27 protein-coding genes and 1 tRNA gene are annotated in these 26,141 nt (G+C 32.0%); 18 read left to right on the forward strand and 10 right to left on the reverse strand.

Features of this window, described 5'->3' with window-relative positions:
* Nucleotides 1-239: 239 nt before the first annotated feature.
* From PF021_RS03050 to PF021_RS03080, 7 genes are all read left to right on the forward strand, one after another.
* A complete protein-coding gene (locus PF021_RS03050) occupies nucleotides 240-707 on the forward strand; it encodes a hypothetical protein (protein ID WP_271020927.1) in 468 nt (155 codons plus the stop codon).
* Complete coding sequence (locus tag PF021_RS03055) at nucleotides 680-1,720, forward strand: HsdM family class I SAM-dependent methyltransferase (RefSeq protein WP_271020928.1); 1,041 nt, start codon at nucleotides 680-682, stop codon at nucleotides 1,718-1,720. Before PF021_RS03050 ends, PF021_RS03055 begins: the two co-directional genes overlap by 28 nt.
* Nucleotides 1,721-1,824: 104 nt before the next feature.
* Nucleotides 1,825-2,310: a restriction endonuclease subunit S gene (locus PF021_RS03060; protein WP_271021003.1), complete on the forward strand. Its 486-nt coding sequence runs from the start codon at nucleotides 1,825-1,827 to the stop codon at nucleotides 2,308-2,310.
* 61 nt (nucleotides 2,311-2,371) lie between these two features.
* Entirely contained in the window at nucleotides 2,372-2,878 is a 507-nt protein-coding gene (locus PF021_RS03065; RefSeq protein ID WP_271020929.1) for a restriction endonuclease subunit S, read from the forward strand.
* Between the two features lie 101 nt (nucleotides 2,879-2,979).
* Nucleotides 2,980-3,444 (forward strand): GNAT family N-acetyltransferase, encoded by a 465-nt coding sequence (locus PF021_RS03070; protein WP_271020930.1) that lies wholly within the window; start codon nucleotides 2,980-2,982, stop codon nucleotides 3,442-3,444.
* Nucleotides 3,444-4,073: a CatA-like O-acetyltransferase gene (locus PF021_RS03075; protein ID WP_271020931.1), complete on the forward strand. Its 630-nt coding sequence runs from the start codon at nucleotides 3,444-3,446 to the stop codon at nucleotides 4,071-4,073. The genes PF021_RS03070 and PF021_RS03075 overlap by 1 nt, the downstream gene beginning before the upstream one ends.
* Before the next feature lie 2 nt (nucleotides 4,074-4,075).
* Nucleotides 4,076-4,660: an NAD(P)H-dependent oxidoreductase gene (locus PF021_RS03080; protein ID WP_271020932.1), complete on the forward strand. Its 585-nt coding sequence runs from the start codon at nucleotides 4,076-4,078 to the stop codon at nucleotides 4,658-4,660.
* A 294-nt stretch (nucleotides 4,661-4,954) separates the two neighbouring features.
* Here the strand turns inward: PF021_RS03080 and nadB are convergent, their stop codons facing one another.
* On the reverse strand, nucleotides 4,955-6,415 hold the full coding sequence (nadB, locus tag PF021_RS03085) for an L-aspartate oxidase (RefSeq protein ID WP_271020933.1): 1,461 nt from the start codon (nucleotides 6,413-6,415) through the stop codon (nucleotides 4,955-4,957).
* A gap of 314 nt (nucleotides 6,416-6,729) precedes the next feature.
* Between nadB and PF021_RS03090 the strand changes: the two genes are divergently transcribed.
* Both PF021_RS03090 and uvrC read left to right on the forward strand, forming a co-directional pair.
* Complete coding sequence (locus PF021_RS03090) at nucleotides 6,730-6,960, forward strand: hypothetical protein (protein WP_271020934.1); 231 nt, start codon at nucleotides 6,730-6,732, stop codon at nucleotides 6,958-6,960.
* On the forward strand, nucleotides 6,957-8,762 hold the full coding sequence (gene uvrC / locus PF021_RS03095) for an excinuclease ABC subunit UvrC (RefSeq protein ID WP_271021004.1): 1,806 nt from the start codon (nucleotides 6,957-6,959) through the stop codon (nucleotides 8,760-8,762). The genes PF021_RS03090 and uvrC overlap by 4 nt, the downstream gene beginning before the upstream one ends.
* On the opposite strand, the gene ubiE is transcribed toward uvrC, so the two are convergent.
* The 8 genes from ubiE to PF021_RS03135 all read right to left on the reverse strand — a co-directional run bounded on the left by ubiE (nucleotide 8,759) and on the right by PF021_RS03135 (nucleotide 15,431).
* Nucleotides 8,759-9,469, reverse strand: a complete 711-nt coding sequence (gene ubiE / locus PF021_RS03100; RefSeq protein WP_271020935.1) for a bifunctional demethylmenaquinone methyltransferase/2-methoxy-6-polyprenyl-1,4-benzoquinol methylase UbiE — start codon at nucleotides 9,467-9,469, stop codon at nucleotides 8,759-8,761. The two genes, uvrC and ubiE, sit on opposite strands and share 4 nt — an antisense overlap.
* The gene (gene argH / locus PF021_RS03105; protein WP_271020936.1) at nucleotides 9,469-10,872 is read right to left on the reverse strand and encodes an argininosuccinate lyase; all 1,404 of its coding nucleotides are present in this window, start codon (nucleotides 10,870-10,872) and stop codon (nucleotides 9,469-9,471) included. Before argH ends, ubiE begins: the two co-directional genes overlap by 1 nt.
* Nucleotides 10,873-10,881: 9 nt before the next feature.
* Nucleotides 10,882-11,310 (reverse strand): protoporphyrinogen oxidase HemJ, encoded by a 429-nt coding sequence (gene hemJ / locus PF021_RS03110; protein ID WP_271020937.1) that lies wholly within the window; start codon nucleotides 11,308-11,310, stop codon nucleotides 10,882-10,884.
* Nucleotides 11,311-11,427: 117 nt separating this feature from the next.
* Nucleotides 11,428-11,613 (reverse strand): hypothetical protein, encoded by a 186-nt coding sequence (locus PF021_RS03115; RefSeq protein WP_271020938.1) that lies wholly within the window; start codon nucleotides 11,611-11,613, stop codon nucleotides 11,428-11,430.
* Nucleotides 11,614-11,811: 198 nt separating this feature from the next.
* Nucleotides 11,812-11,899, reverse strand: a tRNA-Ser gene (locus tag PF021_RS03120).
* Between the two features lie 74 nt (nucleotides 11,900-11,973).
* Entirely contained in the window at nucleotides 11,974-12,720 is a 747-nt protein-coding gene (locus tag PF021_RS03125) for a fumarate reductase iron-sulfur subunit (protein ID WP_271020939.1), read from the reverse strand.
* Nucleotides 12,717-14,690, reverse strand: a complete 1,974-nt coding sequence (locus PF021_RS03130; RefSeq protein ID WP_271020940.1) for a fumarate reductase flavoprotein subunit — start codon at nucleotides 14,688-14,690, stop codon at nucleotides 12,717-12,719. Before PF021_RS03130 ends, PF021_RS03125 begins: the two co-directional genes overlap by 4 nt.
* Nucleotides 14,691-14,699: 9 nt before the next feature.
* Nucleotides 14,700-15,431, reverse strand: coding sequence for a fumarate reductase cytochrome b subunit (locus tag PF021_RS03135; RefSeq protein ID WP_271020941.1), 732 nt, complete (start codon nucleotides 15,429-15,431; stop codon nucleotides 14,700-14,702).
* 215 nt (nucleotides 15,432-15,646) lie between these two features.
* On the opposite strand from PF021_RS03135, the gene PF021_RS03140 reads away from it, so the two are divergent.
* The 8 genes from PF021_RS03140 to PF021_RS03175 all read left to right on the forward strand — a co-directional run bounded on the left by PF021_RS03140 (nucleotide 15,647) and on the right by PF021_RS03175 (nucleotide 24,826).
* Complete coding sequence (locus PF021_RS03140) at nucleotides 15,647-15,892, forward strand: NifU family protein (protein ID WP_271020942.1); 246 nt, start codon at nucleotides 15,647-15,649, stop codon at nucleotides 15,890-15,892.
* A 35-nt stretch (nucleotides 15,893-15,927) separates the two neighbouring features.
* Entirely contained in the window at nucleotides 15,928-16,545 is a 618-nt protein-coding gene (locus PF021_RS03145) for a hypothetical protein (protein WP_271020943.1), read from the forward strand.
* Nucleotides 16,542-17,855, forward strand: a complete 1,314-nt coding sequence (locus tag PF021_RS03150) for a UDP-N-acetylmuramoyl-L-alanyl-D-glutamate--2,6-diaminopimelate ligase (RefSeq protein WP_271020944.1) — start codon at nucleotides 16,542-16,544, stop codon at nucleotides 17,853-17,855. Before PF021_RS03145 ends, PF021_RS03150 begins: the two co-directional genes overlap by 4 nt.
* 31 nt (nucleotides 17,856-17,886) lie before the next feature.
* Nucleotides 17,887-18,102, forward strand: coding sequence for a flagellar basal body rod C-terminal domain-containing protein (locus PF021_RS03155; RefSeq protein WP_271020945.1), 216 nt, complete (start codon nucleotides 17,887-17,889; stop codon nucleotides 18,100-18,102).
* Between the two features lie 106 nt (nucleotides 18,103-18,208).
* Nucleotides 18,209-20,065 (forward strand): arginine decarboxylase, encoded by a 1,857-nt coding sequence (gene speA, locus PF021_RS03160; protein WP_271020946.1) that lies wholly within the window; start codon nucleotides 18,209-18,211, stop codon nucleotides 20,063-20,065.
* A gap of 65 nt (nucleotides 20,066-20,130) precedes the next feature.
* Nucleotides 20,131-20,691 (forward strand): bacteriohemerythrin, encoded by a 561-nt coding sequence (locus tag PF021_RS03165; RefSeq protein WP_271020947.1) that lies wholly within the window; start codon nucleotides 20,131-20,133, stop codon nucleotides 20,689-20,691.
* Between the two features lie 10 nt (nucleotides 20,692-20,701).
* A complete protein-coding gene (gene tkt / locus PF021_RS03170; protein WP_271020948.1) occupies nucleotides 20,702-22,612 on the forward strand; it encodes a transketolase in 1,911 nt (636 codons plus the stop codon).
* Nucleotides 22,613-24,826, forward strand: a complete 2,214-nt coding sequence (locus PF021_RS03175) for a RecB family exonuclease (RefSeq protein ID WP_271020949.1) — start codon at nucleotides 22,613-22,615, stop codon at nucleotides 24,824-24,826. It abuts the gene before it with no gap.
* A gap of 8 nt (nucleotides 24,827-24,834) precedes the next feature.
* On the opposite strand, the gene PF021_RS03180 is transcribed toward PF021_RS03175, so the two are convergent.
* Nucleotides 24,835-25,320, reverse strand: a complete 486-nt coding sequence (locus PF021_RS03180) for a DUF4149 domain-containing protein (protein WP_271020950.1) — start codon at nucleotides 25,318-25,320, stop codon at nucleotides 24,835-24,837.
* A 52-nt stretch (nucleotides 25,321-25,372) separates the two neighbouring features.
* On the opposite strand from PF021_RS03180, the gene PF021_RS03185 reads away from it, so the two are divergent.
* A complete protein-coding gene (locus tag PF021_RS03185; protein ID WP_271020951.1) occupies nucleotides 25,373-26,134 on the forward strand; it encodes a YaaA family protein in 762 nt (253 codons plus the stop codon).
* Nucleotides 26,135-26,141: the final 7 nt, after the last annotated feature.

The following is a 26,141-nucleotide window of genomic DNA, read 5'->3' on the forward strand; positions in this document are numbered from 1 at the left end:
TACAAGAATACGCTCTGAATGGTGCGGTTCATTATGCTAATGCGATACTTGATTATACGCATAGTTATGATGAAGTCATTGCAATAGGAGTTAATGGCTATTACGAATTATCAAGCGATAAAGAACCTAAAATAGAATACGCCCTTTATTGCTTAAATTGTGAAAATTTAAGCATTCCTAAAAAAATAGGTGATTTTAAAGATTTAAGTTGTTTATCAAAAGAATATTTAGATGATTTAATGCTTAAAATAGATTCTATCAACTTAATTGATGAAGAAAAGGCAAAAGCTATTAAAGAGCTTGAAAGTGATACAGAATCTAAACTTAATACACTCAATCAATTTATGCACGATAGCTTATTAAATATTAGCCATAACGATAGAGTAGCCTTACTTGTAGGTATGATTATGGCAGCTCAAGGCGTGGCTGATAAAATCACACCGCTAAAATTAGACGAGCTAAAAGGACAAGAAGGACAATATACAAATGATGGACAAATTTTTCTAAATAAAATCAAAGATTTTTTAAGCTATAAAAATCTACCACAAGAAAAAATCAATCTCGTTATCAACGATTTAGAAAAAGCCTTTATCTATTCTAAACTTTATAATGTAAAATCCTATACCAACGAGCTTTTACACTCAAGTGATGAAAGCCCGCTGAAAAAATCTATATCCAAGTGCTTGATAATATCTTGCCACTTGTAAAAAAGCTAAAAACCGCAGATATTGCTGGAAGACTTTTTAATTCCATTACTAAATGGCTGGAAGTGCTAGATAATGAAAAAAATGATGTCGTGCTTACACCTAGATATGTCGTAGATCTTATGGTAGCACTTGCAAGAGTAAATAAAGATTTTTTTGTGTGGGACTATGCGACAGGTTCAGGTGCTTTTCTTATCTCTTCAATGAATGCAATGATAAAAGATTGCGAAAATATCAAAAGCCCAAAAGAAAAAGAAGAAAAAATCGCTCACATCAAAGCTTATCAACTCTTAGGTATAGAAAAACGCACTGATATTTATTTGCTTGGAATCTTAAATATGATTTTGCTTGATGATGGCAGTGCAAATTTGTTACATAAAGATAGTTTGAAAGAATTTGAAGGCAACTACGAGCAAGGTGATAAAAAAGGCAAAAGTTTCCCAGCTAATGTCTTTTTATTAAATCCTCCTTATTCTGCAGAAGGTAAAGGATTTATCTTTGTAGATAGAGCATTAAAAAGAATGCAAAAAGGCAGGGCAGTAGTGATTATCCAAGAAAATGCTGGAAGTGGGAATGGGCTTCCTTATACCAAAAATATTTTAGAGCATTCAAGCCTTTTGGCAAGTATCAAAATGCCAAATGATTTATTTGTAGGAAAATCAAGCGTGCAAACAGCTATTTATGTGTTTGAAGTGGGAGTTAAGCATGGTTATATAAGAGCGGCAAGGAAAAAGTCAAAAGCAAGTGTCAATCTAAAAGATACCAATAACGCAAAAGCAAGATATGAAGAACTTGTAAATATCGTGCTTTATGGCTCAAAATATTTAAATTATTACAAAGATTTTTATATAGAAGATTGCATTAATTTAGAAGGTAAAGACTGGACTTGCTCACAGCATAGAAAAATCGATACCAAGCCAACACTAGAAGATTTTAAAAAAAGTGTGAGTGAATATCTTGCTTGGGAAGTGAGTAATATTTTAAAACAAGAAGGATTTACGCAGGGAAAGTTCTAAACCCTGCTTTAGAGAAATTAGAAGCTGATTTCAAAAAAGCAGGGGGAGAGTGGAGAGAGTTTAGAATCAGAGATTTATTTGAGTCTGAAAATGGAGATTTTGATATACAAAAAACACATTTAAATAATAAAGGTGAGATAGTTATAAGCTCAGGTGAGACAAATTTAGGAATTATAGGTAAAACAGATGTCAAAGCTAAAATTTTTGAGAAAAATACTCTAACTTGCGATATGTTTGGAAATGTTTATTATAGAAGCTTTCCTTATAAAATGGTAACTCACGCTAGAGTTTTTAATCTAAAAGCAAAATTTAATATCAATGATAAGATAGGATTATACCTTGTTGGTATTTTTAGCTTTATAAAATTTAAATTCTCATATTCCAGTATGGCAAGCTGGAATAAAATTAAAAATGAAGTTATCACTCTTCCCGCAGATTCTAAAGGTAATCTTGCTTTTGATTTTATGGAATCTTATATAGTGGAGCTGGAAGCGTATCTGCGTGCTACTGGACTAAGTAACTATACACTGACCAAAAAAGAAAAAGAGATTCTAAACACACTAGATTCTAGCTGCGGGGGGGGGGGATAATCCCTATAGTAGCTTAGAGGCTTTAGATTCTATAATTTGGAAAGAATTTAGAATTGGGGATTTGTTTGAGATATTTACAGGTAGAGATGTGATTATAGGGCGAACAGAGTTAGGAAATATACCACTGGTTAGTCATCAAAATACAGACAATGGGGTTGTGAAATACATTAAAAAACTTAATGATAGACATATTTTTGATTATCGTTACACCATTTATTTGGCTGATAGAGGAGTATTTTATGCTTCTACACAATTTGAAAATTTTCATATAGGAACTAGAGTTAAGGCACTTGTATTTAAAGATAAAAATAAAATAAGCAAAGAAATAAGATTATTTTTTGTTAGCACAATTAACAAATTGCAAACTTTATTCAAAGATTATCTAATAAATGCTACTAATAAATTGCCGGACTTAAAAATCACTCTACCTGCAGACTCTAAAGGCAATCTTGCTGTTGACTTTATGGAAAATGCAATTAAAGCTATTCAAAAAGAAGCGATAAAAAGCGTAGTTTTGTATGAAGATTTTAAAATCAATGCTACAAAGGAAGCTATAAAAAAGCATTAGTTGTATTATAATCTTTGCCATTAAAGAGATAAAGGCAATTTTTACTAAATTTAGCAAAATAGGTGGATTTGGAGCTATAAATATCGCGTGAGGGATTATAAATGCAGTGCAAAAACTTTGATAAAGCTAACTTAGATGAGTGTGTATCTTTGTATATAGATGTATTTTCAAAAGAGCTATGGTGTGAGCAAAATTGCCCCAAAAAGATAAAAGAATACTTTTTAATGCTTTTAGAGATGAATACATTTTTAGGGTTTATGCTTGTAAAAGATAGTCAGATTATAGGCGTTTGCGTGGGCTATATCAAGCCTTATACATTTGATGATAAAGTCGCTAAAGAATATGCAATTGAGCAGTTTTTTATCGCGTATAAATATCAAAATAAAGGCCATGGCAAGCAGTTTTTAGAATCTATAAAAACGCAGTTAAAGACACAATATACAGATATTAATGCTATGATTTTGAATACACAGCGTAAATATCCGGCATTTAGATTCTATAAATGCTGTGGCTTTGAAGCACTTGATGAATATGCTATTTTGGCGTGTGATATAAAGGCTGATTGATGAAAGAGTGTCATTTTATTCCTATTGATTTAAAATCTTACAAAAGAGCAGAGCATTTTAAGTTTTTTAGTGCAAATCCTTGTGGTTTTTCGCTAAGTGTGGAACTTGAAGTGCAAAATTTGCTGAATCATAAACAAAAGGGATATAGCTTTTCAAATCTTATTCTTTATTGTATTTCTAGGAGTGTGAATGAGATAGTAGAATTTAGAATGGATTATAAAGATGGGATTTTAGGCTATTATGAAATCTCTCACCCAAGCTATACTATTTTTCATAAAAATAGTGAGACTTTTAGCTCTCTTTGGAGTGAATATGATGAGGATTTTGCTACATTTAATGAGAAACTGCAAAGCGATAAAACGGAGTTTGGTGAAAATCTAAGCTATGAGGCAAAGGCGACAAATTTGCCAAATATATTTTTTGTATCTTCGCTTCCCTGGATTAGTTTTAAGGATTTTAATTTGCAAATTGATAGAAGCAAGTTTTATGCGCCAATTTTCACTCTATCAAAAATACAGGATTCTAAAATTTTGCTAAATATTAATGTTAATCACGCAATTTGCGATGGCTATCATGTAGCAAAGTTTGTAGAATCTTTGCAAGAAGCTATTAATAATTTTAAGGAGTAAGAATGAAAAATATACTTTTATTAAATGGATCTAAAAGTTTTGGGCACTCTGGTGGTAAGCTAAATGATACTTTACATAATGTGGCAAAAGAGACTTTAGAATCTCTAGGGCTAAATGTGAGTGAAACGCGTATAGATAAAGGCTATGATATAGAATCTGAAGTGCAAAAGATTCTAGATTCTGAAGCTATCATCTATCAAATGCCTGGTTGGTGGATGGGTGAGCCTTGGATTGTCAAAAAATACATTGATGAGGTTTTTAGCACAGGGGCTGGAAAACTCTATGCAAATGATGGTAGAAGTAGGGAAGATGTGAGTAAAAAATATGGCAGTGGTGGGCTTGTGAAGGATAAAAAATATATGTTTTCTCTTACTTGGAATGCACCGCTTGAAGCCTTTAATGAAAAGGAACAATTTTTTGAAGGCGTGGGCGTAGATGGGGTGTATTTGCACTTACACAAAGCACATCAGTTTTTAGGTATGAAACCACTACCTACTTTTATCTGCAATGATGTGATTAAAAATCCACAAGTAGAGAAGTATATAAAGGATTATAAAGTGCATTTAATAAATATTTTAAAGATATAAAATAAGGAATTTTGACTATAAAGTTAATTTCTATATGTTATCCAAAAGAAGAATGTAGAGAATAATTTTTATAGGTTGCTTCAAATCTTGCCTTAAAAAGCATAAAAGATATTATCTCTTAACTAAATAGAAAAATGTGGAGAATCTTATTTGCATAAGAGTAGGAAAGCTAATCTAAATAGCTTAAGCTTATACAAAGCGAGGTTATATTTTATACAAAATTAGCACAATTTTAGTAACTAAAATAATAAGTATAAGACAATTAAATTCTTATAAGAGGAAAATAAAGTGTGCTTAGATTCTATAATGAGCTCCTATTGATTCTTCTCTCTTAATAGCTGATTCAACTATATTTTTAGCAGTTAGTAGGCGTAGTTTTAGGAGTCTTCCTATGTTGCTTTGTAGCATTACATAGATTCCTCCTAATGCTTCATTTAGACCGCTTTTTTTGCGGATTATGCCGACTTTCTCCCACATTATGTTTCTTAGTATGGCTTTTAGATTCTCATCTTGTTCTTTTTGCAATACTTGCAAATGAAGTGGGAACTCTCTAAAATTTAATTCAACATTATTGTGGATTATATTTTGTGCAGCCCTTTTGGCAAAGACTAGACTTTCTAGTAGGGAGTTTGATGCAAGTCTATTTGCACCATGCACCCCTGTGCAGGCACACTCTCCTATGGCATATAGATTATTCATTCTTATAACCTTTCCTATGCTATCTACCTTTATCCCGCCCATGCAGTAGTGAAATGCTGGAGAAATTGGGATTTTATCATTTGGTAAGTCATATCCAAAGGAGCTAAGATTCCTAGCAATATTAGGGAATCTATGATAGAAAAACTCTTTAGAAAATGGAGATAAATCTAGGTATATTTCGCATTCTTCTTCTTTTAGATTCTTTTCTTTTAGTTTTAATTTGTAGTCAAAAATAGATCTTGCAACCTTATCTCTAGGTGCTAATTCTCCATTTTTATCATAATCAAACAAGAATCTATTTCCCCAATAATCAACTATTCTTGCACCTTCGCCCCTTAGTGCTTCGCTTAAGAGTAGCTTTCTTGCGTGTTGAGTTTTTGTAAATACGGTTGGGTGGAATTGCAACATCTCCATATCTTGTAATTCTAAGTTGTTTTCTAAGATCATTCCGTGTAATTCACCTGATATTGTATATGCGTTTGTGTGGTAGTTAAATAATGCTCCAACACCGCCACTTGCTAAAATTACATTATTGGCATATAGATTATAGTTTCCTCTTTTGGTTAAAACACTCACACCACAACATGTATCTCCTTCTATAAGCAGTTCTGTAACGGTGGCATTTTTCCATAATGTGTGATTTAGTTGTGATATTAGATGACTATGTATTGCTCTACCTGTGCAATCTCCTCCTGCATGTATGATTCTAGCAGTGCTATGTGCTGCTTCTTTTGTAAATAGAAGATTACCATTTTCATCTCTATCAAATGGTGTATTTTTAGCTATCAAGTCTTCTAAGACTTCTAGGCTTTCTTTGCTTAGTGTCTCTACTATCTCTCTATTGCACAGCCCAGCACCTGCATTTAGAGTATCTTGTATGTGTAATGGGATATCATCTATATCTTTTGCAACTGCAATTCCACCTTGTGCATAGAATGTGTTACATTCCCATGGTTGATCTTTGCACAAAATTAGGACTTTTAAGTTTTTTGGCAAGTTTAGTGCAGCATATAGCCCAGCAATTCCAGCACCTACAATAATCACATCATATTTCATATAGATTCCTATCGTTGTATTTGTGTATCCTCTCTATAAGGATCAGCTTTAAAACCGCAACCACTAAGGCTTAGAAGTATGATTTGTGATATAATAATTACATGAAAAAATCGTCTGAAGTTTTGCATAATCTTTTTAATTCTCCTTGTTATAGTAAGCTTAATTACAATATAGAAGCATGGAAATTTGTGCCATATATTGTAAGTAGCATAAGAGCGGGAATAAGTTATGTATATGTAAAAAATAGCAAGTTGTATATAGTTTGCAAACATTCCCAATTTAAGCTTGAGTTCAAGTATAAAAAAAAAGAAATAATGAATGGCTTAAAACTATTTCAAGCAAATAAAAAAATGCTACTAGGCATAGATGACATTATCTGTTATGAGCAAAAACAAGCAATAAATATCACAAGAGAGATAATAGGGGAATCCTTTAATGAAAAGAGTGAAGGGGAGTTTGAAAATCTTGCAAGTGGTGAATTGTATGATATTTTTGAGAGGATTAGAGAGAGGATTTTGGATAATTTAGAGCATGAAGGCAGATAGTGGATTTATTAGAGAGCATTAAGAGTTTGCCAAATAAAAGTGGAGTGTATCAATACCATGATAAAGATGGCAGATTATTATATGTGGGTAAAGCTAAGAATCTTAAAAATAGAGTAAAGAGTTATTTTAGATTCACTCCATACCTATCTCCTGCACCAAATTTATCTCAAAGAATAATCCACATGCTAAATGCAACTACAAGCCTTAGATATATAGTGCTAGAAAATGAGCATGATGCATTGATATTAGAAAACTCACTAATAAAGCAACTAAAGCCAAAATATAATATTTTACTTAGAGATGATAAGACATATCCATATTTGTGTGTGAATCTAAATGAGGAATTCCCTAGAATCTATCTTACAAGAAAGGTTTTAAAAGATAAGAATCTAAAATACTATGGTCCATATACCACTGGTGCTAGGGCATTATTAGATTCAATTTATGAATCCTTTTTATTAATACAAAAAGAAAGTTGCCTAAAAGGTAAGAAGGCATGTTTGTTCTATCAAATCAAAAAATGTCTTGCACCGTGTGAAGGCAAAGTAACAAAAGAAGACTACTCTAAAATACTATCTAACGCACTAGAATGTATAGACAATCCAAAAAAGATTCTAAAAATACTAGAAGAAAAAATGAATCTTTACTCACAAGCCATGAGATATGAAGAGGCAATGATTTATAGAGATAGAATCCAAAAAATACAGGGAATAAACAAACTAAGTATGGTTGAGATTCCTAGCTTGGAGGACTTAGATGTTTTTGCATTTTTGTCTTTGGGGAATAAAGGTGCTCTTGTGAAGTTTTTTATAAGAAATGGCAAAATAGTATCAAGCACTACAAATACAATAAAAAGCCAATACGAAATAAATGAGCTAGAGATATACACACAAGCTTTGATTAATTATTATAGTTTATCCTTGCCATTTGTGCCAAAAAAAATTCTAGTTCCTTTTGATTTTGGTGATAGTCTTGCATGGCTTGAGGATTTTTTACAGAATAGATTCCATAAAAAAATACAAATAATAAATCCAAAAAGTGGTGATAAAAAGAGACTATGCACTCTTGCATTAAGTAATGCACAAGAGGCATTAAGGATTAGCAATAAAGATGATGAGATAACAAAAGACATACAAGAATTATTCTCTCTTCAAAATAGGCCTTATAGAATTGAAGTGTTTGATACTTCTCATCACAAGGGAGAGCAATGTGTTGGTGCTATGGTTGTGTATGATGATCGCTTTATTAAAGAGGATTATAGACATTATTTATTGCATTTTAAAGATGAGTATTCTCAAATGCGTGAAATGCTAAGCAGAAGAATAGAATCTTTTAGTGAAAATCCACCACCTGATTTATGGGTGCTAGATGGTGGAGTAGGGCAGATTAATATTGCATTAGAATTATTAAAAAAAGCAGGTGTAAATTTAGAAGTAGTATCAATATCTAAAGAAAAGTTAGATTCCAAAGCCTATCGTGCTAAGGGAAGGGCTAATGATATTTTGCGTAGCAAAGATGGTGAATATAAGCTTGTAAGCTCTGATAGAAGGCTGATGTTCATACAGAAGCTAAGAGATGAAGCACATAGATTTGCAATCACATTCCACCAAAAACAAAAACAAAAAACAATGCAACAAAGTAAACTTTTAGAGATAAAGGGCATAGGTAAGGCTACTCAAAAGAGGCTTTTAGATTATTTTGGCGACTTTGAATCTGTGCATAAAGCAAGTCTAAAAGAGTTAGAAATTGCACTAGGAGAACAAAAGGCTCTAGCGGTATATGAGGCTTTAAGTTCTAGCTAGTCTCTTTTGGCAACAAATAATGTGCAAATATTTGCTAAAAAAGCCTTTGTGTATAGTGGTGTAAATCCACTTTCCTTTAGTTCTTCGTTTAGTTTTTGTGTGCTTAAAAACTCCTCTATTGAATCTGGCAGGTATTTGTATGCTTTATAATTTTGTGATACCAAACCACCAACAATAGGTAGAATCTTCTTTGTATAAAACATTGCACATTTTTCCAGTAGGCTTGGATTTTGGTTTTTTGTAAATTCTAAAATTACTAAGATTCCACCTTTTTTTAATATTCTTGCAAACTCTATTAAAGCTTCTTGTCTTGCCACTATATTTCGTATACCATAAGAGATAGAAATAATATCTGCACTTTCACTCTCTAGTGGTATATTTGTAGCTTCGTTTTTTATAAACTCTACATTGGAGAGCTTTTTTTGTGCGATTTGTAGCATTTTCTCACTTGGGTCTATGCCTTTTATATTATTTATATTTATATTGTTTTTATTTGCATTTTCTTGCCATTTTATTATCATATCTCCAGTTCCACATGCTACATCGATGATATTTATATTATCTTTAGTTTGCATATTTTGGAACGCTAAACTACATGCCTTATTTCGCCATATTACATCAATTCCACAACTTAAGATTCTATTTGTTATATCATAGCTATCTGCTATGTTGTCAAACATTGATATTATTTCTTGTTGTTTTTCCATTATAGTCCTATTTTATGTATTTCTAGCCATGCTATTATGCTTTGTATTTGTGCTTGTGTTGAGGCAGTTGAAGTGCCTCCATAAGAGTTTCTACTATTCATAGAAGTATATATATCTAGCACTTTGTGAGCTTCTTGTGGTATTTTAGAATCTACTTTGCATAGTTCATCTTCTGTAAGTTCGCTTAAGTCTTTATTGCACGATTCAGCGTATGCTACTACTTTGCCTACTATATGATGTGCTTCTCTAAATGGTATTTTTACTGCTTGCACCAAAAAATCAGCCAAATCAGTTGCCGTTAGATGTCCCATTTTGCAAGCGTTTTCCATGTTTTGTTTGTTTATTGTTATTTCTTTTAACATATCATTTAGGATTCTTAGTGATATATCTATGGTATCTAGGCTATCAAATACACACTCTTTATCTTCTTGTGTGTCTTTATTGTATGCAAGTGGTAGCCCTTTTAGTGTTGTTAGCAAAGATATTAAGTTTCCATACACTCTACCGCTTTTACCTCTTAGTAGTTCTGGTATATCTGGGTTTTTTTTCTGAGGCATTATAGAGCTACCAGTAGAATAAGAATCACTAAGTGTTATAAAAGCAAACTCACTACTACTCCATAATACTAGCTCCTCTGCGAATCTTGAAATATGCATAACAATTACACTTAAGCTATATAGAAAGTCTAGTGCAAAGTCCCTATCACTAACGCTGTCCATAGCATTTAAAGTAGGGGAGGCAAATCCTAATTCTCTAGCAGTGTAGAATCTATCTGTATTATATGGTGTCCCAGCTAGAGCAGCAGAGCCTAGTGGGCAATAATTATTTTGCTTATATGAATCTTCTAGCCTATGTATATCTCGCATAAACATATTTACATAAGCACAAAGGATAAATGCAAAATTTACCGGTTGAGCATGTTGGAGATGTGTCATACCTGGCATAATAGTGTCTGTATGGCTTTGCGATATATTTATTAGTGTTTCAATTAGATTTATAAGCAGACTTCTTATGTATTTGTTTTGTTCTAGCACAAATAATCTAAAATCAACTGCTACCTGATCATTCCTGCTTCGTGCGGTGTGTAGCTTTTTGCCCGAATCTCCTATTAGTTCTATTAACTTTTTTTCTACTGCCATATGTATGTCTTCATCAGATATACAAAATTTAAACTCGCCAGAATCTATTAAAGATTCTATTGTTTCTAGCCCATTTATTATTAAGTCTTTTTCTTTTGTGTTAATAATCTCGCATTTCTCTAGCATTTTTGCATGTGCTTTTGAGCATTTTATATCTTGCTTATATAGTCTCTTATCAAATGGCAAAGAAGTGTTAAACTCTTCTAGTAGCTTTGCACTACTTGAGCTAAATCGTCCGCCCCATAGTTTGTTATTTTCTTTCATGCTACTTCTTTAAAAAGGTCTTAGAACAATTAAGATTGTAATTAGTATCAAAATTATCGTTGGCACTTCATTGTAGTTTCTAAAGAATTTACCGCTTTTGTTGCATTTATCATCTCTAAATTGAAGCAAATATCTATATAAGCTAAAGTGATATGCTAATAATATAAGCACCAAAGTTATCTTAGCATGCATAAAACCACCTTTCATAATTGAAGGATCTAGCACTATTAGTCCTATGCCAGAGGCTATTGTAGCGATAAGTGCAGGATAGCCTATAAATGCAAAAAGTTTATATTCTTGAATCTTTACAACATCGCAGAATCCTTTATTGTCCTTGTTTTCTGCGTGATATACAAATAATCTTGGAAGATAAAACAACATAGCCATCCAAGACACCATAGAGATAATATGAAATACCTTAATGTAAAAATACAACATTCCTAATCCTTGTGAGAAAATAATGTTGTAATTTTACATAAAAAATCCGCTTTTAGATATTGCTTTGCTTGTATCAATTAGCAGTATGTAAGCTATTAATAGATTTTATAAGTTTTCTTAATTATTTATATGGTGTGTATTTGCAAAATCTTCATTAAAAATATCTGCTTGGTAGATTAAGATTTTTGTATCTAAAAGCCCATCTGCAAAGCTATATTGAATTTTCTTTAACCTTTGAAACTCTAACTTTCCTTGCAATAAAGATTCCTTATCTACATTCCAAGATAGATTCTTTGTTATCAAGCATGACTTTTGTGTTGTTTATATTTAATACTTTGTAATGCATTAAAATACAGCATATAGGTAACTCTTGCTTATGTTTATATCGTTATAACTTATTTTTCGCTTGTTTGTGATTTCTTTCATTTGTTTGACTTTGTTTTTGTTTATTTTAACATATGAAGTTAGGAGTAGATTCAAGCTTAGGATAGAAGCTATAAATGGCAGAGAGGAAGGGATTCGAACCCTCGAAGGCTTACACCTTACACGCGTTCCAGGCGTGCTCCTTCAACCACTCGGACACCTCTCTATGAAAAGAAAAATTTGGATTTTACTATGATAAAGATAAATAAGTTTTTAAATCCCTAAAAAAGGGATTTAAGACTAATTTACACTAGCCATTTTGCGTCTTAGATAAGCGATTTTGCTTTGCAACGGTAGATTTTTAGGGCATACATCATGACAAGCAAGTAGGCTCATACAACCAAACACGCCATTATCGTCACCTACTAATTCATAGTAATCATCATCATTTCTTTCATCATGTGGATCAAGCATGAATCTTACTACTCTATTTAGTCCAGCAGCACCTACAAAGTCTTCACGCATTAGCTTAGTTCCACATGAAGCGATACAACAACCACATTCAATACATCTATCAAGCTCAAAAACTTCTTGCGCTACTTCGGGCTCCACTCTTTCTTCAAGTTTGCTCATATGCTCTTCATTTTTTTCTTGTGCATGAATCCAGCTCTCAACTCTTTTGCTCATACCATTAAACCAATTTCCAGTATCCACAGATAAATCTTTAATTAGCTTAAATGCAGGTAAAGGCATAAGCGTAATAACGCCATCAGGGAAATCTTTTGTTAGAGTTCTACAAGCAAGTCGTGGGCGACCATTTATCATCATTCCACAACTTCCGCAGATTCCAGCACGACATACAAAGTCAAAAGAAAGATCAGAATCATATTGTTCTCTAATCATATTTAAAACAATAAAGATTGTCATAGAATGCGCTTCTTTTAGTTTGTATTCTTTGAAGTGAGGCTTTGAGACCGCACTATTTGGATCAAACTTTAAAACTCTAATAGTTAGTTCTCTTCCGCTATTTTCTACTGCTCCACTCATTGTTTATCTCCTATTCTCTCGTTTTTAGCTTTGTATTGAGGTTGTAAGGTAAATGGCATTAATGCTTCTTGAATTTCATATCTATCCTTACCTTGTGCTTCCATTTCGCTTCTTATTTTATCAATCTCTTCTTGTCTTCTTAGACTTTCAGGGTTTTCTATAATCATACCCTTAGCACCATATCCACGGAATGCAGGTGCAATCTCCATTGTAGAAATATCTAGTGGCTCATAAGTTAGCGTAGGAAGTGTTTGATTTGGGTCTTCCCAAGAAGCTAGAGTTCTCTTGAGCCAATTTACATCATCTCTTTTTGGATAGTCTTCTCTACTATGTGCTCCTCTTGATTCTGTTCTATCTAACGCACCTTTTGCAACACATAGTGCAATTTTTAGCATTTTTGGCACACGATAGGCTTCTTCAAGCTCTGGGTTTGCTGAAAGTCTTTTTGTTTTGATACCTATATTTTTAGATCTCTTATAAAGTTCTTCAAGCTCATCTACTGCTTCTTTTAAGTGTGGTCCATCACGGAAGATTCCAACCTTATCGCCCATAATTTCTTTCATTCTGTTTTTGATTTCAAAGACATTTTCATTGCCGTTGTTTTCTAAAATGCTATTTAGATAGTTTTGCTCTTTTTGTAAAAATTCTTCAACAAGCTTAGTTTCAATGTCTGCATAAGCATTTTGGCAACTTTCAGCAAAGTAATCTCCAATAATCATGCCACTAACAACCGCTTCTGATACAGAGTTCCCACCAAGTCTATTAAATCCATGTAAATCCCAACAAGCAGCTTCACCTGCAGAGAATAGACCTTTTAGTGCAGTCTCACCTCTATAATCAGTTCTAATTCCGCCCATTGAGTAGTGTTGCATTGGCTTAACTGGAGCCCACTTTTCAGCTGGATCGATTCCTGCAAAACATTCACATATTTCTTGTACATCTCTTAAGTTTGTTTCAATATGCTTTCTACCTAGGATTGAAATATCAAGCCATAAATGCTCACCATATACGGATTTTACGCCTTTACCTTCTCTGATTCGCTCAATCATTCTACGAGATACAACATCTCTACTTGCTAACTCTTTTTTCTCTGGTTCTTTATCTGGCATGAATCTGTAACCATCTACATCTCTTAAGATACCGCCATCACCTCTACAACCTTCAGTAAGCAAGATTCCACTTGGGAAGAGTGCTGTTGGGTGGAATTGCACAGCTTCCATATTTCCAAGCTTTGCTACACCAGTCTCTAATGCTATTGCAGTTCCTATACCTTCACAAATTACCGCATTTGTAGTATCTTTGTAGATTCTTCCATATCCGCCCGTTGCAATCAAAGTTCCTTTTGCTACATAAGCAATTAGCTCTCCTGTGATTAGATCTCTTACGATGGAGCCATAGCACTTGCCATTTTTATGGATAATTGCTATTGCTTCTTTTCTATCGTGTATATCTACACCATGCTTTAGTGCTTCATTTGCCACTGCAAAAAGCATTGTATGTCCAGTAGCATCAGCTGTATAGCAAGTTCTCCATTTTTTTGTTCCACCAAAGTCTCTTGAATGGATTAAACCATGTCTGAAGTCTTCTTCTGTGATTGTTGTTTTTTGTGCATTTATAATCGCAGTTCTATCACCTTTTTTAATTCTAGTCCAAGGCACACCCCAAGCTGCAAGCTGTCTAATAGCTTTTGGTGCAGTAGTTACAAACATTCTAGCAACTTGTTGGTCGCAACCCCAATCACTTCCTTTAACAGTGTCTGCAAAGTGCAAATCCTCATTGTCTCCATCACTCATTTTTGAATTTCCTAGTGAGGCTTGCATACCTCCTTGAGCTGCTGCCGAGTGGCTCCTTTTAACTGGAATTAAACTTAAAACTATCGTGCTAAGCCCCTTTTCTTGACAGGCAACTGCTGCTCTAAGCCCTGCTAGACCTCCACCAATAACTAACGAATCGCAATATACTATTTTCATAAATACCCCCTATAAACTCTTGCCTAATGCAATCCAAGTAAAATCAGCTATAAAGGCAATTACGCCAAGAATTATAAAAATTGCAAACACAGCAACTTTTACATTTTTTCTCTTTACATTGCTCTCTGCTGTGGTAGGTGCTTCAAGTGGAATCCACTTTATAATAACGCGATACAATCCTATACTAGCGTGTAATACCATTACTACAAGTAATACTAAATAGAATTCTGCTAAATTGCCCTCTACAAATCTAGCTGCTGAAGTTAGCGCATTAATGCTTGTAGAGTTAAATAAAATAGTAACAAGGTGAGCGCCACCCATAAAGAAAAGCATAAAACCAGTTATGAATTGAATCCACCAAAGCGTAGTATCGCAATGCTTCATTAATGATTTATGAGTTTTGAAAATCATTAATTGTTGGAAGTTTGCTGGAAACTTTCTCATTGCCAAGAATGCATGTGCAACAAAAAATGCACTAATAACAATTACAACTAAGGTAGTAATTAACGGAATCCCATGACCGCCAAAAATAAATGAACCTTCCGAAAATGCAACAACTGCATTAAACGCATCAACGCCAAAAAGTATAGAAGAAGTAAAACACATGTGGAAAAGTATAAAAATAGCTAAAACCACACCAGTGATGCTTTGCCATTTATCCCATTTTGCTGGATTTCTTCTTTTTTTTCTTTCAGAAGTTACCTTTAAATAACTCTGAATTACTACTTCATCATTTTGCATAAAAACCCTCCTAAAGTAGAACAAATAGTGCTAAATAGCACAACTAAAATACCCTAAAACCTAATGTTTGATGATTATAAGAAAATTTTTTATAAAATTTTCTTAAAGACATATAGTATTTATGAAATTTTAGAGCATTTGCAAAAATAAATTAAAAAATTATTAAGTTTAAAAAGCTATTATCGGCAAAAAGCATTAAAAACAAGGAGAATTATATGTTGCCATTTAGTGATGATGAGCTTTTAAAGCCAGTTGAAATAGTAATTGATAAGGTTCGTCCTATGCTTATAAATGACGGAGGCAATGTAACTTTATTAAAAGTTGAAGAAGGAAAGGTTTATGTTAGGTTAGAGGGTGCCTGTAAGGGCTGTCCTAGTAGCTCACAAACTTTAAAATTCGGCATTGAAAGAGCATTAAAAAACGAAATACACCCGGATATAGAATTAGTAAATGTTCAATAATTATCGATATATTAAAATAAAGTTTAGAGGAAAAAATGTCTAGGTATTATTTTAAAAACAAAGCAAAGAAAGCATTTCTAAATAGAGAGTATATTAAAGCACTAAATACATATTCATACTTATATAATGATATTTACAATAATACAACTTGCGATTCAAAGTTTGATAATAAACTAAAAGAATTAGCACAATTACGGGCATTATGTATGCTTTGTGATATGGCACTTGATTATGAAGAAGAAGCAAGGGCATTATATGAATATTATTTTGTTGGTAAAAAGTCCAAAGGTATAGGATTGGAAAAAAACATAATAAACATGATAGAGAGTTTTGATAGAAATGTATCTGAACTAAATAAGGTTATGGATAAATTGAGAGAAATTGATGTTGATAAAAGCGATGGAATCTTGTATAGCGATTTTAAGAAAATTGTGAATGATATTGGTTTTAAAGAAGCGTTTGAAAATTTAATGTTTAGTTCCAAGATTATTTTTACCAATAAAAATGAATTTTTGTATTTCGTTAGGAATCTAGTTGAATTTGGCTATGAGGAAGTAGCTATTAATTATTTTGAAAATACGGGAAATATTTTGTATTTTGATAAGGAATTTATGAAACTATACAAGAAGATTATACAGAGGAAAGATTTATGAAAGTAGCCGTAGAATCTGATTTATTTAAATATATTAGCGATGATTCTAGAGATGATTTTAAAGATACTGCATTTTTGATTACAGATAGTTCTAAGAGATACCTAAATGAGGCTAAAAAAAGAGGTTTTGTTTATTTTATAACACCACAAGAATTATCAAAATACTTAAATATAGACATGCAAATCATAGGAATTACTGGCACAAATGGGAAGACTACAACAGCTGCTATGATATATTCTTTGTTGCTTGATTTTGGCTATAGAGTTGGGTTACTTGGGACTAGAGGGTTTTTTATCAATGAGATAAAAAAAAGAGATAAAGGGCTTACAACGCCTAGTTTGCTTGAGATATACACAGCAATTAATGAAGCAAAAAATGAAGGTTGTGATTATTTTGTAATGGAAGTTAGTTCACATGCAATAGTGCAAAAAAGAATTGAGGGCTTGGAATTTGCACTAAAGATTCTAACTAATATAACAAGTGATCATTTGGATTATCACAAGACTTTACAAAATTACATAGATACAAAAAATAGCTTTTTAAATGATTGTGATACAAAAAAGCTCATAAATAAAGATGATACAAACGCTAAATATCCATTTCAAAATACAATGACTTATGGTATTGAATCTACTGCTACTTTTAGTGTGAAGGCATATTCTTTAGTTGATGGTATAACAGCTCAAATCTCATACGGAAAAGAGGAAGCCACCTTTGAATTTGCACTCTTTGGTAAGCATAATTTGTATAACGCATTAGCAAGTATTGGTGCAGTAAAGATTCTGCTAGATGCTCCATTACAAGATATAGCTTTGAAGTTTGAGAACTTTGGGGGTGTTTTAGGTAGAATGCAAGTTGTCTCTCAAAAGCCACTAATTATTGTTGATTTTGCACATACACATGATGGCATGGAGCAGATATTTCAGTCATTTTTGCATAGGAAAATTTCTGTGGTATTTGGTGCAGGTGGAGATAGAGATAGGACAAAAAGACCTAAAATGGGCTATGTAGCCTCTAAATATGCAGATAAGATATATATAACAAGCGATAATCCAAGAAGTGAGAATCCGCTAGACATAATAGAAGATATATATTCTGGAATCCCAAATACACTAAGGGATAAACTGAAAATAGTGCGAAATGAAAATAGAGCAGATAGCATAAAATGTGCAATAGAAAATTTAGAGCATGATGAAATATTGTTAGTGCTTGGAAAAGGTGATGAAAAGTATCAAATCATAGGGGAGCATACGATTTATTTTGATGATGTAGAAGAGATTCAAAAAAATATTAGAAAAAACATGCAATAATTATGCAAAAGCCATTAAAAAGGAGTTTATAATGGATCCAATTTCAAGTAGTCAAGGATATAATCCTTTTGGTAGTTTCACTAGTCCTTCAACAGGTGTAAGAAGCGGTGCGTTAGAAACTTCTAACACAGATATATCTGAAGAGATGGTGAATAATGTAGTAAATGAAAATGCTACTAAAGCTAATGCACAAGCTATACAGACACAAGATAATATGATGCAAAGTGCATTGGATATACTAGCTTAATTCCCCAATTTCTTGGGGAATCTCTCCTTGTTTTTTAAATTCTCTTTAAATACTCTTTTTCTTGTGATAAAATTCTCTCTTTGACTTATAAATAAAGGTTATGGCAATGGTTGATTATGGTATTAATTATTGGGCTGGAGATGATTTTATAATCGAAGATGGCAAGGTTAAGGTTAATTATAAAAATAAACCAGCATTAATTGATATTGTAAAAAAAGTTAGAGAAGAGGGATATAGAGGACCACTTTTAATTAGATTTCCACATTTAATAAAAAAGCAAGTAGAAAAGATATTTCAAAATTTTGAAAATTCAATTAAAGAGCATCATTATAAGGGTAAATTTAAGGCAGTATTTCCACTAAAGGTTAATCACTATCCTAATTTTGTCTTGCCTCTTGTAAAGTTAATGGAGCATCGTTGCTATGGTTTAGAGGCTGGAAGTAAATCAGAGCTAATAGTTGCAATGGCTTATACTAATGATAATTGCCCAATAACTGTGAATGGATTTAAAGATAAAGAAATGATTTCTTTAGGTTTTATAGCTGCCAAAATGGGACATGATATTACCCTCACTATTGAGGGTTTAAATGAGCTTGAAACTATTATAGAAGTTGCCAAAACAATGGGCAAACCTTATCCTAAAATAGGATTACGAATTAGGTTGCATAGTGCAGGGATTGGTATATGGGCTAAAAGTGGTGGTATTAATTCTAAATTTGGACTTACTGCAACAGAGCTTGTAGAAGCTATTTCGTTATTAAAGAAAAATAAATTAATAGAACAATTTAGCATGATTCATTTTCATATAGGTAGTCAAATTAGCGATATTGCTCCACTTAAAAAGGCGCTTAGAGAAGCGGGTAATATATATGCAGAGCTTCGAAAAATGGGAGCCAAGAATCTAAATGCAGTAAATATAGGAGGTGGTTTAGCAGTTGAATATACTCAACATGAAAATCACCAAAATAGAAACTACACATTAGCTGAATTTAGTGGGAATGTTGTATTTACTCTAAAAGAAATAGCTAAAAACAAAAAAGAAAGAGAACCTGATATTTTTATAGAATCTGGTAGATATGTTTCAGCCAGTCATTCTGTGCTTATAGCACCAGTTTTAGAGCTATTCTCACAAGAATACGATGAAAAAGCACTGCACTTAAAAGATGTGAATCCTCCACTAGTTGAGGAACTGTTGGATTTGTATAATACAATTAATGAAAGATATGCTATTGAGTATTTACATGATTCATTTGAACATATGGAATCTCTTCTTACTCTTTTTGATTTGGGATATATTGATTTGCAAGATCGTTCAAACACTGAAGTTTTAGTGCATTTAATCATTAAAAAAGTAATAAAGATTCTAAAACATAAAAACCATAAAGACATAATACGAATCCAAGAGCAAGTTCAAGAGAGATATTTGCTTAATTGTAGCTTTTTTCAGAGTTTGCCTGATTATTGGGGATTATCACAGAGTTTCCCTGTTATCCCGCTAGATAGACTTAATAAAAAGCCAACAAGAAGTGCTAGTTTATGGGATATAACTTGCGATAGCGATGGTGAGATAGGATTTAATACCGAATCCCCATTGTTTTTACATGATATTGATGTCAATAAAGAAGAGTATTTTTTGGGATTTTTCTTAGTTGGTGCTTATCAAGAAGTTCTTGGCATGAGACATAATCTATTTACACACCCAACTGAATTTAGTGTAGTGTTTGATGATGAAGAAGATGGCTATGAGATAGAGAATTTACTAGAAGCTCAAACTATCTTAGATGTGCTTGATGATTTGGATTACGATACAAAAGAAATAGAAAGAATCTTAAAGCAAAAAATAGATGATAGTGTGCAAATTTCTGATGAGAACAAAAAGGAAGTATTAGGACAGCTATATGTAATGTTAAGCGAGAATGGATATTTAAGAACCGTATTTAAAAGTGAGGGAGAGTTAGGTTGAATGAAATGTAAGTTTATTTTATTATCATTATTGTAAAATTGCAGTTGAGTGAAAAGGAGGTTGTAATGTTGCCTGTGTGGAGTAAGGATATTAGTGTTCATAATGATAGAATTGATGAGCAACATAAAAAATTGTTTGAAATTGCAGGAAGAGCTTATGCACTAACCAATAAGCAGACCTCAAAAGAAGAAATTATCGAGATTTTAAGAGAACTTTTACAATACACACAAGAACATTTTAAAGATGAAGAACAATATATGGCTTCTATCTATTATCCATATTTAGAGCAACATAAAGCAAAGCACAGAGAAATAATACGAGACATGACAGTATCTGTAACAAATATAAGAAATGTAAATGATTTAAAAACTCAACTAGGAGTAATAGCTAAAAAATGGCTATTAGAACATATTTTAAAAGAAGATATGCAAATTGAAAAATTCAGACGTAATACATGTCAACTTCCTGCAAGAGAAATTGAAGATGACTTTGTAGAAGAAAAAGAAAAATATGGTTGTGAGTGTCCAAATAAAGTGCATTTAGTTCCTTTAGATGTTCATAAAAGAATACAAGAAGGTGCTGTTTTTAGTTGTAAAGTATGTAGTAAACAAATTAGAAAAATATAAAAGGGAAATAATGCTAGATAATAATAAAATACAAGATTATAAACTAATGGGAGATACACTAAGATTCTTGTGTGCAGATATGGTGCAAGAAGCAAATAGCGGACACCCCGGAGCTCCAATGGGATTGGCTGATATAGCAGTAGTGCTAAGTGAGCATATAAAGCTAAACCCAAAACAACCAGAGTGGATAAATAGAGATAGGCTTGTATTTAGTGGCGGACATGCTAGTGCTTTATTGTATAGTTTGTTGCATTTATGGGGATTTGATGTATCTTTAGATGATTTAAAAAACTTCAGAAAACTTAACTCCAAAACTCCCGGACATCCAGAGTATAAACATACTAAAGGCGTTGATATTACCACAGGACCGCTAGGGCAGGGAGTGGCAAATGCAGTTGGCTTTGCCATGGCGTCTAAAATGGCACAAAATATACTTGGGAGTGAGATTATTTCACATAATGTGTATTGCTTATGTGGCGATGGGGATTTACAAGAGGGAATCTCTTATGAGGCTTGTTCTCTAGCAGGTCATCATTGTTTGGATAATTTAATTTTGATTTATGATTCAAATCATATAACAATCGAAGGTGATACAAGTATAGCTTGGAGCGAAGATATAAAAATGCGTTTTTGTGCTCAAGCTTGGAACGTTATAGAAATAGATGGACACAATTTTTATGAAATAGATAATGCTTTAATAAAGGCAAAATCAAGCAATAAGCCAACTTTAATTATTGCAAATACTACAATAGCAAAAGGTTCTGTGAATCTAAGCGGTTCGCATAAAGCACATGGAGCACCTTTAGGAGATGATGAAATAAGAGAATCAAAGATAGCATTAGGCTTTGAAGATAAAAAATTTGACATTAAAGATTCTGTTGCTATTAGGTTTGCAAATGTTTCTGAAATAGGTCTTGTGGAGCATAAAAGATGGGAAGAATCTCTAAAAAATAATCCAAAAAAATCAATGCTAGATTCAATGTTTAATCCTGATTTTAGCTCCATTATATATCCAAAATTCACAAAAGATATGGCTACTAGGGTTAGTAATGGAGAGATTTTAAATGCTATTTCAAAAGCATTGCCCGGCTTTGTTGGAGGTAGTGCTGATTTAGCACCTTCAAATAATACAGAATTAAAAAATAGCGGAGATTTCCCTAATGGCGTAAATTTGCACTATGGTATAAGAGAACATGCAATGGGTGCAATTTCAAATGCATTAGCTAATTATGGAATCTTTATTCCTTTTAGTGCTACATTTTTTGTCTTTAGTGATTATTTGTTGCCTAGTGTTAGAATCGCTTCTCTTATGAAAAGTAGAGAATTTTATATTTGGACGCATGATAGTATAGGGGTTGGCGAAGATGGAGCTACACATCAACCAATAGAACAAATAAGCCACTATAGATCAATGCCTAATTTCTATTTATTCCGCCCTGCTGATGCTAATGAAAATATAGCTTGTTGGCAAGTAGCATTGAATCTAAACTCCCCTTGTGGATTTGTCTTAAGTCGTCAAAATCTCCCATTACTAGATGAAGTAAGTACAGAATCTCTAAAGTATGGTGCATATATAAAGCAAGATTCCAAAGAACCGAAGGTTACTCTTCTAGCTAGTGGAAGTGAGGTACATATAGCGCTAAGGAGTGCAGAATCTTTAAATAATGAAGGAATAAGCACGAGGGTTGTAAGTGTGCCATGTTATGATTTATTATTAGAGCAGGATTTAACTTATATTAATTCTCTCTTTAGTGGCTATGTTGTTGCAATAGAGGCTAGTAGGGGATTGGAGTGGTATAAATTTGCACATAAAGTAATAGGAATGAATGGCTTTGGTGCTAGTGCTAATGGAGAAGTGTTGTTTGATTATTTTGGGTTTAGCGTAGAAAATATTACAAACATAATAAAACAATCAATTTAGATGTCAAATAATCTTTATATTTTTTCCAGTAATAGAGCAAGAAAGCAGTTTTTTTTAGAGAATTTTGATAATTCTTTTTTACCAGATTCGAAGACTTTAGGTGAGTTTTTCGAAACTATTTTAAGAGTTGATGGAAAAATAAAAATACCTGATATTCTAAGACGAATTTATTTGTATGAATCTATCAAAGAATGCAATACGCATAGTTTAGGTGAGTTTGCTAGTAATTTTTCTAAGTTTTTATCTAATTCTGATTTTTTTTTGAAATTTTACGATGAATTATGTGCTGAATGTGTGAGTATAGAATATTTAGAGCAATTTGATATTTATGCTTTTTATGAAGATCATTTAAAAATTCTAAAAGATATTTTTAGAATTTATCACAAAAAGCTAACTGAAAACAATTTGTATGATAAATATTTCGTTGAAGACTATAAGATAAATGTCGAGTTATTATCTAATTATGATGAATTACAAGTTTTTATCTCTGGGTTTTTATCTAAGTTTGAATGCAAAATATTTTACGAACTCTCAGAAATAAAACCAATAATCTTAAAAATTAAAATAAATAAATTCAGTAAAACTTATTATGAACGATTATTTGGTATGGATATTGATTGTGGATTGGTTGAGTTTTTAGTTAGAGATTCTAAGGTATCGATAAAAGCTAAAAAAAATATACAATTACACAAACAGCCTTTAATAATGGAGTTTAGTAACAAAGTATCATTAGTTGGAGCAATCTTTGCTCAAATTGATAGTTGGTTAGAGAGTGGCGTTGCACCAGAGGATATATGTGTTATTTTGCCAAATGAAGAATTTGTAGCATATCTAAAGTTATTTGATACTGCTAGAAATTTTAATTATGCAATGGGCATAAAGCTAAAAGATACACGGATTTTTAAACAATTAAAATTAAAAACTGATGAAATTTGTGATGTTGAATCTTTTTTGAGATTCATTAGTGAATTTAACGACAATAAAGATTTATTTGTGATTAAAAAAATCCAAGAATCTTGGGAGTATTTTAAGCCAATGATTCCATATTTTGCACAATTGGATAAAGAAATTGTTTTGTCATTTTTAAAATATATCGAAGAATATACAATAGATGATGTAGGTGGTGGTAGAATCAAGGTTATAGGGATATTAGAGAGTAGGGATATTAATTTTAGCCATGTCATAATGCCAGAGTTTATAGAGGGTGTTGTGCCAAGTTTTAGCAATAAAGATATTTTCTTAAACACAACTATTAAAAAAGAAGCCTCTTTACCAACGAAGCTAGATAGAGAAAATTTACAAAAATCATATTATTTAAATATTTTACAAAACTCAAAAGAAGTAATAATTTATACAATAAATAATGATGATACAAAGCCTTCTAGATTCTTGCTTGATAAAGATGTCTTTTGTGGAAAAATCCACAATGCCTCAAAGGAATATGATGATTATTTTGTAAAAAATAATTTCTATAAATATAGCGATAGTGAAATTGTAGATGTGCTAAATATCAAGGCTATAAGCCCAACTAGTTTGAAGATTTTTTTGGATTGTAAAAGGCAATATTATTATAAATATATACTAGGCTTAAAAGATAAAGAAGTTAGAGAGCATGTATCAAATGCGATTCATAATGCTTTGCACATTGGGTTTGTGAATTTTCTAAAGCATGGCAATTTCAATCTCTTATCACAAGAAGTTTTTAGACTTATAGATGAATATGGCGAAAATGAGCTTGATAAATTTAATGTATCTTTGGCAAAAAAATATGTAAAAGACTTACTTTTAAATGAAGAAGAGAGATATAAAAGTGGATATATGCCCAAGTTTTTGGAAAAAGAATTTACTATTGATATTGGGAAGATAACTCTAAAAGGCAGGATTGATAGAATTGATGTAAGAGGTGATGAAATATTAGTGCTAGATTATAAATACAAAAAAAACAACATAAAAAGTAGCCATGATTTTCAGATGCTATTTTATAAGTTAGCCGCACAAAGATTCTTCCCAAATAAAAATATAAAAGTTGGAATCTATGATGTTTATAATGCAAAAATAGAATACTATGATGAATCTAAGCTAGAAAAAGAAGAGCAAGAATTATTAAAAATATTGAATGATATAGAAGAGATAAAAGAGTTAAGTTTCACTCTTACAGATAAAAGACAAGTGTGTGAATATTGTAGCTTTAAGTATATTTGTAATAGATATTAGACAAGCATTTATGCTTGTCTTTTTAGAATCCTATAAATAAATAAAATAGATAAAGTAGCCATTAAGCTTTTAAAAACTAGCACTGATTGATTGTGCATATTATCAAATGCACTATTTGCAATCCCATCTTCTCCTAGTAGTTGAGATTCTAGCATATATGGCGTGTAATACATTGTAAATAAAAATATCAATATAACACTAATGAATCCTAAAATTGGTGCAAAAACATTTCTATTTATCCTTAGTGTCAATATTTCATAAATAATTATAAAAATAGCGACAATGTTTAATAGGACATTTAGCTTTACAAAAATAGATGTCATTAAGATTCCAGATTGCAAAATGCTTATATCTAGTCCCTCTACAATACTTGCAGCACGAAATATACTAGGCGCACTAAATGCACCACAAGCAACTAGAGCTCCAACTACAACTGCTATTAAAAACATATATAACGCATAAAAATAAGATTCTAATTTGAAGAATAATTTCATTATAATCTCCTCTTTGAAATTAATGGCTATTGTATCAAAAAAGGGGTAATTAATGATAATTCTACTATCTCCAAGTGAGAAAAAAGAGCTAACACATAAAAATGAGATTCCACATATTGATGGCTTTTATAAAGAGTTTTTAACAAAAGATATAGCTAGGATAGTGGAAAATTATATTAAGTGCCTTAGGGAAAATAGCGAAGGTGAGATATCCAAAATGCTTGGCGTAAAACATATTGTGCTAGATGAGCTTGTATTGTTACAGAATATTAATAATACTCCTTTATTACAAGCAATAGAAAGATATAGCGGAGTTGCATTTAAGGCACTAGGATATGAATCTCTTAATAAAAAAGAGAAAGAATATATTAATGGCAGAGTTTTTATATTTTCAAACTTATTTGGGATTCTTAGAGCTTGTGATTTGATACCTTATTATGATTTAAAGCAAGGAGAAGGATTTGCTTGTGGAGAATATACTTTTAAGACCAAAGATATTTATGCTAATAATGCAAAAAATTACATAGAAGAATTAAAGACACAAAGCAATTTTGTTCTTGATTTAAGGGCTGGATTCTATCAGAAGTGCCTAAAATTACCACAAGACTTCAAAATTTGTGAGCTAAACTTTATAAAAAATGGTAAAAGTGTAAGCCATTATGCAAAACATTACAGAGGACTTCTGCTAAGAGAATGTGCAAGAAATAATATACAAACATTTGATTCTATTAAATATTTAAAACTAGAAGGGCTAGAGATAATAAATATAGAAGAGAGTGGGCAAAAATTAAGCATTACATATAATTTGGTATAATTTTTAA

Source organism: Helicobacter ibis (assembly GCF_027859255.1).
Taxonomy (GTDB): Bacteria; Campylobacterota; Campylobacteria; order Campylobacterales; family Helicobacteraceae; genus Helicobacter_D; species Helicobacter_D ibis.